Origin of the sequence: Nocardia sp. NPDC058497 (assembly GCF_042720195.1) — a bacterium.
Lineage (GTDB): Bacteria > Actinomycetota > Actinomycetes > Mycobacteriales > Mycobacteriaceae > Nocardia.
The window spans coordinates 1-9,986 of record NZ_JBHXMY010000195.1; the positions used below are offsets into that span (position 1 = coordinate 1).

A 9,986-nucleotide genomic window follows, 5' to 3' on the forward strand; every position below is an offset into this window, starting at 1 on the left:
GACACCCCGAAGTACAAGTTCGACAACAAGAACGACCTCCTGCACAAGGTCAAGGCCCGGATCAAGGAACCCGAGCTGGCGGCCCGCCTGAAGCGGATGGACCGCGCGTTCGACATCGTCGTCGCGGTGCTGATCTTCCTGTACTTCGCGGTGCAGGGCCTGCGCCTGTGGGACACCAGCTGGATGCCGTTGCCGGTCTTCGTGATCGCGATGGTGCTGCTGCGCAGCTCGCTGGCCGGTTTCGGCCACTACGCGATCCACCGGGCGCAGAAGGGCCTCAACAAGTACGCGGTGAACGCGTTCGACATGAACTATGTCGCACTGTCTTTCGTCACCGCCGACGGTCACGCGCTGCTGCACCACCCGCACACCCAGAGTGAAGTCGACATCAAGAAGAACGTCTTCACGATGATGATGCAGGTGCCGCGCCTGTACCGGGTGCCGGTGCACACGGTGCACAAGTTCGGACATCTGTTGACCGGCATGATCATTCGGCTGCTCGACGTCTGCCGGCTCACCCGCAAGGTGGGCATCAAGGACATGTACGGCACCTGGGGCGGCGCGCTGCCGCACTTCATCGGCTCCTTCGGCGTCCGGTTCCTGCTGGTGGCGGAGTTCGTTGTCTTCACCGTCGCGGGCGACTTCTGGGCCTGGGCACTGCAATTCGTGATCACGCTGTGGATCAGCACCTTCATGGTGGTGGCCAGCCACGACTTCGAGGTGCCGACCGAGGAACTGCACACCGAGACCGAGGACTGGGCGGTCAATCAGCTCGAGCAGGCCTACGACCTGACCGTGGTCGGCAACAAGTACGTCGACTGCTTCCTCTCGGCCGGTCTGAGCTCGCACCGGGTGCATCACGTACTTCCGTTCCAGCGCAGCGGTTTCGCCAATATCGCCACCGAGGACGTGGTGCGCGAGGAGGCCGCGAAGTTCGGGGTGGAGTGGCTGCCCGCGAAGAGTTTCTTCGGAGATCGTTTCCCCAAGCTGTGCCGGACCTACCTGCTCGCGCCGTCGCGTGACGCCGAGGAGAACCGGTGGGGATTCGTGCGCGAACACTGCGCACCCACAGCGCTGAAGACCTGTGTGACCTACACGGTGCAGGGCTTCACCGGCATCGGAACCGTCTGACCCGCCTTCCGCTGCCACGTCTACATCTGTTTCGAAAGGATTTGTGCCCGTGTCTGTTTCCCTTGACCTGCTCCGCACGGCCGACGTCGAGCGCGGGCACGACCTGCTACCGCCCGCCCCGCCGACCACGGTCGGTGTGATCGAAGCGGTCGCCACCGGTTCGCCCGAGCGCGTGGTTGACCAGTCCGTCAACGCCGGCAGGGTCGCCGAGCTGTTCTCCGATCCGGCTCAGCGCCAGCGCATTCCGCGGATCTACCAGAAGACCAGGATCGACACCCGCCATCTGGCGATCGACCCGCTCGACCCGGAGTTCCTCGAGTTCAGCCGTCGCCCCGGCACCATCAGGGAGCGGATGAACCTGTTCTTCGAGCACGCGGTGCCGCTGGCCGTCGACGTCGCCCGCCGCGCCGTCGCCGGACTGGACAACCCCGCCGAGGACATCGGCCAGCTGATCTTCGTGACCAGCACCGGCTTCATCGCCCCCGGCGTCGACGTCGCGGTCGTCAAGCAGCTCGGCCTGTCGCCGAAGGTCGGCCGCATGGTCATCAACTTCATGGGGTGCGCCGCCGCGATGAACGGCATCCGGGCCGCCACCGACTACGTCCGGGCGAACCCGGACAAGAAGGCGATGGTGCTGTGCATCGAATTGAGCTCGGTGAACGCCGTGTTCGACGACGACGTCAACGATGTCATCACCCACAGCCTCTTCGGTGACGGCTGCGGCGCGGTGGTGATCGGCGCCAACCAGGTGCACCAGCCGCTGGCACCGGGCAGCATCGTGATCCGCGACAGCTTCAGCCACCTGTTCGACGACGCGGAGGACGGCATCGTGCTCGGCATCAAGGACGCGGGCATCACCTGCGAGCTGGCGACCAGCCTGCCCGACTACATCTACCGCGGGGTGGATCCGGTGGTGACCGAGGTGCTCGCGCGCAACGGCCTGGGCAAGAGCGATATCGATCTGTGGGCGATCCACCCCGGTGGTCCCCGTATCATCGAGGAGTCGGCCCACTCGCTGGGCATCCCGGCCGAGGCGGCGGCGCCGAGCTGGGACGTACTCGCCGAGCACGGCAACATGCTGAGTGTCTCGCTGATCTTCGTGCTGGAGCGGATGATCCGCGACGCGCAGTCGGCGGCACCGATTTCCACCGGGGTGGCGTTCTCGTTCGCGCCCGGTGTCACCCTCGAGGGCATCGTGTTCGATGTCATCCGCAGCTGAGAGCACACGTCATGCATCTACTCCGTTTTCTCGCCGCGCTCTCGCCGGCCAGGATCGCTGCCGTGGTGGCCGCGGGCCTGATCTGCGGTGTGGCCAACACCTACCTGGTGACGCTGATCAACGCGGTCGTCTCGCCGAAGCCGCAGCCTGATCAGCTGTTGCTGCGGTTCGGGCTGACCGGCCTGGTGATCCTGGTCAGTGGTGTCGTCTCGCAGGTGCTGTTGATCCGGTTGTCGCAGGACGCGATCTACCGGCTGCGCAGCGACCTGAGTTCCGGCATCGTCTCCGCGCCGCTGGAACATCTGGAACGGCTCGGTATGCACCGCCTGATGGCGACGCTGACCGAGGACGTGCGCTCGCTGTCGCAGGCGGTGACCGCCATCCCGTCGATCTGCGTCGACGTGGCGACCATCATCGGCTGCTTCGTGTTCCTGTTCATCGTGTCGGGTCCGATCTTCGCGGTGACGGTGGCGGGCACGCTGGTCGGCATCGCGTGTGTCGAACTGGTGCTCAAGCGGGTGCGCGGGATCTACCGCGAGGCGCGCGAGAACGAGGACGCGCTGCTGCGTTCGTTCCAGGCCGTCACGCTCGGCATCAAGGAACTGAAGCTGCACCGCGGCCGTCGCCGGGACTTCATGGACCGGCATCTGCTCGGCTCGGCGGGCACGCTGCGTGATCAGAACACCGACGCGGGCTCGAAGTTCTCCTACGCGCAGGGCTTCGGCCAGGCGCTGCAGCTGGCGACGATGGCGCTGATCCTGTTCGTCGTCGCGGCGGCGCTGAACCTGCCGCGGGACACGATGGTCGGCTACGTGCTGGTCACCACGTTCCTGGCGATGCCGATGCAGAACTTCATGCACCGCATCCCCGATCTGCTGCGCGGCGATGTGGCGCTGGCCAAGATCCGGGCGATGAACCTGTCGATGGAGACCCTGCACAACGAGGAGCTCCTGCCATACACCGAGCGTCCAGCGGCGGGGGAGGCAAAGCTGGAACTGACCAATGTCAGCTACGTGTACCGCTCCGAGGCGCCGTCGCCGGTTCCGCCGCCGCCCGGTTCGCACCCGGACGGGCCGCCCGAGCGTGGTGGGCATCCGCCGCGTCCCGGGATGCCGCCGCGTGCAGGCAACGGGCACCCCGGTGGGCCGCATCCGGCGCATCCCGGTGCGCATCCGGCCGCCGCTCAGCAGGATGTGAACGGCAAGGCCTGGGTCGACCACGGCGGCAACGATGTTCGGCCGCTGGCGCCACCGCCGGGTCGCGACGAGTCCGAGGACGCGGGCTTCCGGCTCGGTCCGATCGACCTGGTTTTCGAACCGGGGCAGATCACGTTCATCGTCGGCGGCAACGGCAGCGGCAAGTCGACGCTGGCCAAGCTCATCACCGGTCTGTATGTGCCACGCTCGGGGTCGTTGTCGCTCAACGGGGAGAGGATCGACCACGACAACATCGAGTGGTACCGGCAGAATTCGTCGGCGGTGTTCACCGATTTCCATCTGTTCGAGGACTACCTGGGCTTCGACCGTCCCGGTATCGACGGTGAAGTACAGCGCTACCTGGAGGAGCTGCAGATCGCGCACAAGGTGACCGTGCAGGACGGGCGCCTGTCGACCGTCGACCTGTCGCAGGGGCAGCGCAAGCGCCTGGCCCTGCTCACCGCCCTGCTCGAGGACCGCCAGATCTACGTCTTCGACGAATGGGCCGCCGACCAGGAGCCCCGCTTCCGCGAGGTCTTCTACCGCGAGATCCTCACCGATCTGAAGCGACGCGGCAAGACGGTCATCGTGATCACCCACGACGACCGGTACTTCGACTGCGCCGATCAATTGGTGAAGCTCGATTTCGGCTTGGTCGCCGTGTAGTTCACCCACCACGAATGCCGGTTCGGCCCGCCCGGGCCGGGCCGGCGTTCTTCGTGATCAGGCGTGCGGGCTCCGGCGATGCAGGGCCGATCGCGCCCCGCGGGAGTACCGTGGGCCTGATCGCGCTGGTAGCGGTTGCTCGGCGCGACAATCGACCGGTGGAGGGCGGCGTCATGACGGGGAGTGCAACGGTGGCCGAGGTGGCCAAGGGGTCCAAGACCGATCTGGTCGAGGGCCGGTACACGGTGCGCATCGACCTCGATGGCCCGGCCGGAGCGGTGGATGTGTCGGCGGTGCTGGCGACGGCCGACGGCCGGGTGCGTTCCGACGCCGATTTCGTGTTCTTCAACAATCCGGCGGCGCCGGGCGTGCGGATGGAGTCCGATGCTGTGGTGTCGGTGGATCTTTCGGCGGTTCCCGCCGAGATCCATCGGGTGGTGATCGCGGGCAGCACCGAGGCGCAGGGCATGCGGTTCGGGGAGGTCACCGGGTTGCGGGTGTCGGTCGCGGGCACCGCGCAGACGCTGAGTTTCGTACCGCCCGGACTGGATTCGGAGACCGTGCTGCAGGCGGTCGCGTTGTATCGGCGGGGGAGCGGGTGGCGGCTCGACGCGATCGGGCAGGGATACAGCGCCGGGCTCGCGGCGTTCGCGACCGAGCACGGGATCGCCGTCGACGAGGAGCCGGCCGTGCCGTCCGCTGGTGTGCCGCAACCTGTTCCGGTGGCGCCCGCGGTCGACCTGCGCAAGGTCGACGTGGTTCTCACCAAGGACTCGCCCGACAAACGCGCCAGCATCGACCTGCGCAAGGGCGACCCCGGCTACGTACTCACCGTCGGTCTCGAATGGGATGGGCGCGGCGCGCAGTACGACCAGGCCGGGCGCGTGACGAAGTTCGGCAAGGGCGACCTCGACGTGTACTTCTTCTGCCGCAACGAGATCACCGGTGACTACGTGGTGATCAGCGGCGAGAAGGGCCACCAGGGCGACCTCGCCGCCTGGCCGTTCATCCACCACCAGGGCGACAGCCGCGGTCCCGGCACGAGCAACCTCCCCGCCACCGAGCAGGTCGTCGTGCGCCCCACCGAGACCGGCGATCTGCTGCTCAATGTCTACCAGTCCGTCGACAACGGTGCCGGCGCCATCGACACCTTCGGGCGGCCCCGGGTCCGCGTCCGCTACGGCCGCCCCGGCCCGGACGGTTTCCCCGGCCCCGACGCCGACCAGATCACCGTCGTCATCGGCAACGGCAAGAACTCCTTCTGGGCCACCGTCGCCCATATCGATGTCCGCGACGGCATCCTCACCGTCGACGGCACCACTCGCTACAGCCGCGCCTTCAGCGAGAAGATGCCGGTTCTCGATACCGCGGGCACCTGGTTGCGCTCGGCCAAGAACGGTCCGGTCGGCCGCAGTAAGAGCAGCAACGGCCTCGGTCTGAGTCACTACGCGGGCCGCTGCCCCGACCCGCGCTGATCTCCGAGTAGTTGCGCGCGCCGCTCGTCGACCGTGGCGCGCAGCGCATCGACGACGGCGGCGACCTCGGGGCGGCGCAGTGTCTCCGCCCGTGTGACGAGCCAGTAGGTGAGCCGCACCCGCACCTGCTCGCCGAGCACCCGCACCAGATCGTCGTGGCGGTCGGCCATGAAACAGGGGAGCAGGCCGATACCGGCCGCGGCCCTGGTTGCCTCGACATGCACGAAAACATTGGTCGAGGAGACGGATTGGCGCATGGCGGGTGCGAAACTGGTGGCCAGGTCGAGATCGTCGACCTGCAGGATCGATTCGATGAAATAGACGAGCGGATAGCGGCGCAGGTCCTCGATCGTTTCCGGCGTGCCGCGGTCGGCGAGGTAGTCGCGCGCGGCGTAGAGGCCCAAGCTGTAGTCGCCCAGCCTGATTGCCTCGGCGCGGTGGACCTGGGGCTGTCCGACCACCACCTCGATGTCGAGCCCGCTGCGCTGGGGGGATGCGCGTCGCGTGGTGGCGATGATCTCCACCGCCACCCGCGGATGCTCGCGCTGTACGCGCGCGGCGGCGGGGGCCGCCAGATACGCGCTGAATCCGTCGGTGGCCGAAAGCCGAACTACCCCTTCGAGTTCCCGCTCGCCTCCGGTCGCACCGAGCGAACGGACCGCGGCTTCGATCGTCTCGGCCGCCGACAGCGCCGCCCGTCCCAGATCCGTCAGTTCCCAGCCGCTGGTGGCCTTGGTCAGCACCCTTCCGCCGACCGCCCGCTCGAGCGCGGCGATCCGCCGCGAGATCGTCGTGTGGTTGATTCCCAGCTCCTCCGCGGCGGTGACATACCGCCCCGACCGGCCCACGGCGAGCAGAACCAGCAGGTCGTCGGCGCTGGGACGCCGGCCCGGATCAGGCGAGGTCGCGCTCATTTCTGCATCCTTGCAGATGCGCGGTGCGAACTTGGCCATTGCGACCGAATCCGATCTGCACGAATACTCTCCCCATTGCTAGTGGGCCATGTCACATTTGCACGGTGATGTGGTCGTGATCACCGAGGAGCAGTGATGAGCGTCAGCAACGCGACCAAGCAGACCGGCGACGACCCGGGCGGGGCGCCGAGTGGTCTGCGCCGGGTGGTGGCCGCCTCGATGGCAGGCACCGTCGTCGAATGGTACGAATTCTTCCTCTACGGCACCGCCGCCACCCTCGTCTTCAGCAAGGTGTTCTTCGCCAAGGGCACCAGCGATCTCGACGCCATCCTCGCGGCCTTCGTCACCTACGCCGTCGGGTTCGCTGCCCGCCCGATCGGCGGCATCGTCTTCGGCTACTTCGGCGACCGCTACGGCCGCAAGCAGCTGCTGCAGCTGAGTCTCGTCCTGGTCGGCGGCGCGACCTTCCTGATGGGCTGTCTGCCCACCTTCACCCAGATCGGCTATTGGGCGCCGGCCATGCTGGTGACGCTGCGGTTCATCCAGGGCTTCGCGATCGGCGGCGAATGGGGTGGTGCGGTCCTGCTGGTCGCCGAGCACAGTCCCAGCCGCAGCCGCGCGTTCTGGGCGAGCTGGCCGCAAGCCGGTGTGCCGGCGGGCAATCTGCTCGCCACCGTCGTGCTGCTCGTGCTGACCTCGACGCTGTCCGATGCCGCGTTCCTGAGCTGGGGCTGGCGGGTCGCGTTCTGGCTGTCGGCGGTGGTCGTGCTGGTCGGCTACTACGTGCGCACCAAGGTGACCGACGCCCCGATCTTCGTCGAGGCGCAGCGGCACAGGGAACAGGTCGCGGCGACGTCGTTCAGCGTGTTCGAGGTGCTGCGCCGCTACCCGCGTGGCGTCTTCACCGCGATGGGACTGCGCTTCGGCGAGAACATCATGTACTACCTGGTCGTCACGTTCTCGATCACCTATCTGAAGGTGCACGTGCATGCCGACACCACGACGATCCTGTGGTGGCTGCTGGCCGCGCACACCGTGCACATGGCGGTCATCCCGCTGGCGGGCCGTCTCGGTGACCGCGTCGGCCGTCGCCCCGTCTACCTGGTCGGTGCGCTGGCCGCGGGCACCTGGGGCTTTTTCGCCTTCCCGTTGATGGACACCGCCAACAGCGCGCTGATCCTGTCGGCGATCATCATCGGCCTGGTCTTCCACGGCCTGATGTACGCGGGGCAGCCCGCGATCATGGCGGAGATGTTCCCGACCCGGATGCGGTATTCCGGTGTGTCGCTGGGCTATCAGGTCACCTCGATCGTGGCGGGTTCGCTCGCGCCGATCATCGCGGTCAAGCTGCTCGACTCCTACGGTTCCTCGGTCCCGATCGCGGTGTATCTGGCGGTGGCGTCGGTCGTCACGGTGATCGCGGTGCTGTACGCCAAGGAGACCAAGGGCATCGACCTCGAATCCCTCGACGCCGCCGATGCCGCCACCGTGGCCGCGCCCACGCCCGCGAAGGTCGTGTCGGCATGACCGATCTCATCGGACGCAAGGCGCTGGTCACCGGCGCGGCGGGCGGGATCGGCGCGGCCTGCGCGCACGAGCTGGCCGCACGCGGTGCGGAGGTCACCGTCGCCGATATCGACGAGCTCGGCGCGAAGACCGTGGCTACCGAGATCGGCGGAAATGCCTGGGCGGTGGACCTTCTCGAGGTCGACGCGCTGGCGGAGCTGAGCCTGTCGGTCGAGATCCTGGTGAACAACGCCGGCGTGCAGACCGTCAGCCCGATCGAGGACTTTCCGCCCGAGCGGTTCCGGCTCATCCAGACGCTGATGGTGGAGGCGCCGTTCCTGCTCATCCGCGCGGCGCTGCCGCACATGTACGAGCAAGGATTCGGCCGCATCGTCAATATCTCGTCGGTCCACGGGCTGCGCGCGTCCCCGTTCAAGGTGGCGTACGTGACCGCCAAGCACGCACTGGAAGGGCTGTCGAAGGTGACGGCGCTCGAGGGTGGCCCGCACGGCGTCACCAGCAACTGTGTGAATCCCGGCTATGTGCGAACACCGTTGGTGGACAAGCAGATCGCCGAGCAGGCCGTCGCGCACGGCATCCCCGAACAGGAGGTGGTGGAGAAGGTGCTGCTCACCGAGAGCGTGATCAAACGGCTGATCGAACCGGAGGAGGTCGCGCGACTGGTCGCGTGGCTGGCCTCCGACCACGCGGGGATGGTCACCGGCTCCTCCTACGTCATGGACGGGGGATGGAGCGCGCGATGACGAACGTGACCGTGGCGCCGCAGTGGGTGCCGACCGAGCAGGACATCGCCCAGGCGCGGATTACCGATTTCACGAGGTTCGTGGAGGCGCGGCACCCTGTCGCGCTGCCGGACTACCGGGCTATGGCAGTGGTCGGTCGACGACCTGGCCGGGTTCTGGGGCGCGGTGTGGGACTACTTCGCGCTGGGGGAGCGGTCTGCGGTCGTGCTCGCCGACACGGAAATGCCTGGGGTGCGGTGGTTTCCGGGTGCTCGGCTGAACTACGTCGACCAGGTGATCCGGCAGGCGCGGACGGATCGGCCCGCGATCGTGTCGGTCGACGAGGGCAGCACGATTACTGAGGTGTCGTGGGCCGAGATGCTGGGCCGGGCAGCCGGATTCGCGCGGACGCTGCGCGAACTAGGTATCCGGCCCGGTGATCGGGTAGTCGTCTACCTGCCTGACACCCGAGGCGGTGATCGCGTTTCTGGCGACCGCGCCCCCTGCTGAAGATCTGTTGGACGCACGGGACGACAGGGTGATCGTCATCGATCTCCGGGGATAAACCGCAAGGTCGCTCAGTTAGTGCTTTGTGCCCGGTTGACAAGCGGGCAGCAGGTACTAACCGAGCGGCCTTGCGACTACGCCGCGCCACAGGTGAAGTTGGAAGCGATCACGGGACTGCTGGAATCCGGCCGGTTCCCACTGCTTGAATGAGGCACGGCTCAGCAGCCGGCTTTGACAGAGTCGTCGTTGATCCGCTGTGCCATGTCCAGCGCAGCCTGCTCCTGGGCCGGCGTCTTCGCGTTGTTCACATCCGCGAGTGCTCCGTCGAACATCAGCATGAGATCGCTGCACAGCCGCGCGTGCGCGGCCTTGTCGACACGCGTTCCGCCGCTCGGCTTCTCGACCGGATCCTGGGAAGTGCCGGGGCTGGCCGGGACTTCCCGATCGATACCTGGTGACGGTGCCGCGCCCGCTGCCGGGACGAGGCCGAAGGTGATGGTCGCTGCCGCTGCGGCAGCGGCGAGCAGGGTGCGCACCGGATATTTCATGAGGTTGGCTCCTCGAAGAGTGGGAAAAGGGGGCAACTCCATCGTGCCGGAGCGCAGCACGCGGCGATACCGACCCTGCGG

General features: G+C 67.3%; 8 protein-coding genes and 1 pseudogene. 7 read left to right on the forward strand and 2 right to left on the reverse strand.

Annotated features, from left to right (window positions below):
- The 4 genes from ACFWPJ_RS15420 to ACFWPJ_RS15435 form a co-directional block, all read left to right on the forward strand.
- Positions 1–1,131, forward strand: a 1,131-nt coding sequence (locus tag ACFWPJ_RS15420) for a fatty acid desaturase (RefSeq protein ID WP_378851656.1), incomplete at its 5' end; no start/stop codon positions are given.
- Between the two features lie 49 nt (positions 1,132–1,180).
- Positions 1,181–2,350, forward strand: coding sequence for a type III polyketide synthase (locus ACFWPJ_RS15425; RefSeq protein ID WP_378851658.1), 1,170 nt, complete (start codon positions 1,181–1,183; stop codon positions 2,348–2,350).
- 11 nt (positions 2,351–2,361) lie between these two features.
- Positions 2,362–4,212: an ATP-binding cassette domain-containing protein gene (locus ACFWPJ_RS15430; RefSeq protein ID WP_378851661.1), complete on the forward strand. Its 1,851-nt coding sequence runs from the start codon at positions 2,362–2,364 to the stop codon at positions 4,210–4,212.
- A 173-nt stretch (positions 4,213–4,385) separates the two neighbouring features.
- The gene (locus tag ACFWPJ_RS15435) at positions 4,386–5,687 is read left to right on the forward strand and encodes a TerD family protein (protein ID WP_378851664.1); all 1,302 of its coding nucleotides are present in this window, start codon (positions 4,386–4,388) and stop codon (positions 5,685–5,687) included.
- Here ACFWPJ_RS15435 and ACFWPJ_RS15440 read toward each other — a convergent pair.
- Positions 5,657–6,601, reverse strand: coding sequence for a LysR family transcriptional regulator (locus ACFWPJ_RS15440; protein ID WP_378851667.1), 945 nt, complete (start codon positions 6,599–6,601; stop codon positions 5,657–5,659). The genes ACFWPJ_RS15435 and ACFWPJ_RS15440 overlap by 31 nt on opposite strands.
- Before the next feature lie 135 nt (positions 6,602–6,736).
- On the opposite strand from ACFWPJ_RS15440, the gene ACFWPJ_RS15445 reads away from it, so the two are divergent.
- The 3 genes and pseudogenes from ACFWPJ_RS15445 to ACFWPJ_RS15455 all read left to right on the forward strand — a co-directional run.
- Positions 6,737–8,128, forward strand: coding sequence for an MFS transporter (locus ACFWPJ_RS15445; protein ID WP_378851670.1), 1,392 nt, complete (start codon positions 6,737–6,739; stop codon positions 8,126–8,128).
- A complete protein-coding gene (locus ACFWPJ_RS15450; protein WP_378851672.1) occupies positions 8,125–8,871 on the forward strand; it encodes a 3-hydroxybutyrate dehydrogenase in 747 nt (248 codons plus the stop codon). The genes ACFWPJ_RS15445 and ACFWPJ_RS15450 overlap by 4 nt, the downstream gene beginning before the upstream one ends.
- Positions 8,856–9,349 (forward strand): annotated as a pseudogene (locus ACFWPJ_RS15455) (acetyl-coenzyme A synthetase N-terminal domain-containing protein); the annotation flags it as partial. The gene ACFWPJ_RS15450 and the pseudogene ACFWPJ_RS15455, both read left to right, overlap by 16 nt.
- Before the next feature lie 226 nt (positions 9,350–9,575).
- Here the strand turns inward: ACFWPJ_RS15455 and ACFWPJ_RS15460 are convergent.
- The coding region (locus tag ACFWPJ_RS15460; protein WP_378851675.1) for a hypothetical protein at positions 9,576–9,986 on the reverse strand (411 nt) is incomplete at its 5' end.

What these genes read in the sequence shown, in the direction of transcription:
- ACFWPJ_RS15430 (WP_378851661.1), top strand. Translation starts at nt 2,362, where the DNA reads ATGCATCTACTCCGTTTTCTCGCCGCGCTCTCGCCGGCCAGGATCGCT.
- ACFWPJ_RS15450 (WP_378851672.1), top strand. Translation starts at nt 8,125, where the DNA reads ATGACCGATCTCATCGGACGCAAGGCGCTGGTCACCGGCGCGGCGGGC.
- ACFWPJ_RS15435 (WP_378851664.1), top strand. Translation starts at nt 4,386, where the DNA reads ATGACGGGGAGTGCAACGGTGGCCGAGGTGGCCAAGGGGTCCAAGACC.
- ACFWPJ_RS15445 (WP_378851670.1), top strand. Translation starts at nt 6,737, where the DNA reads ATGAGCGTCAGCAACGCGACCAAGCAGACCGGCGACGACCCGGGCGGG.
- ACFWPJ_RS15440 (WP_378851667.1), bottom strand. Translation starts at nt 6,601, where the DNA reads ATGAGCGCGACCTCGCCTGATCCGGGCCGGCGTCCCAGCGCCGACGAC.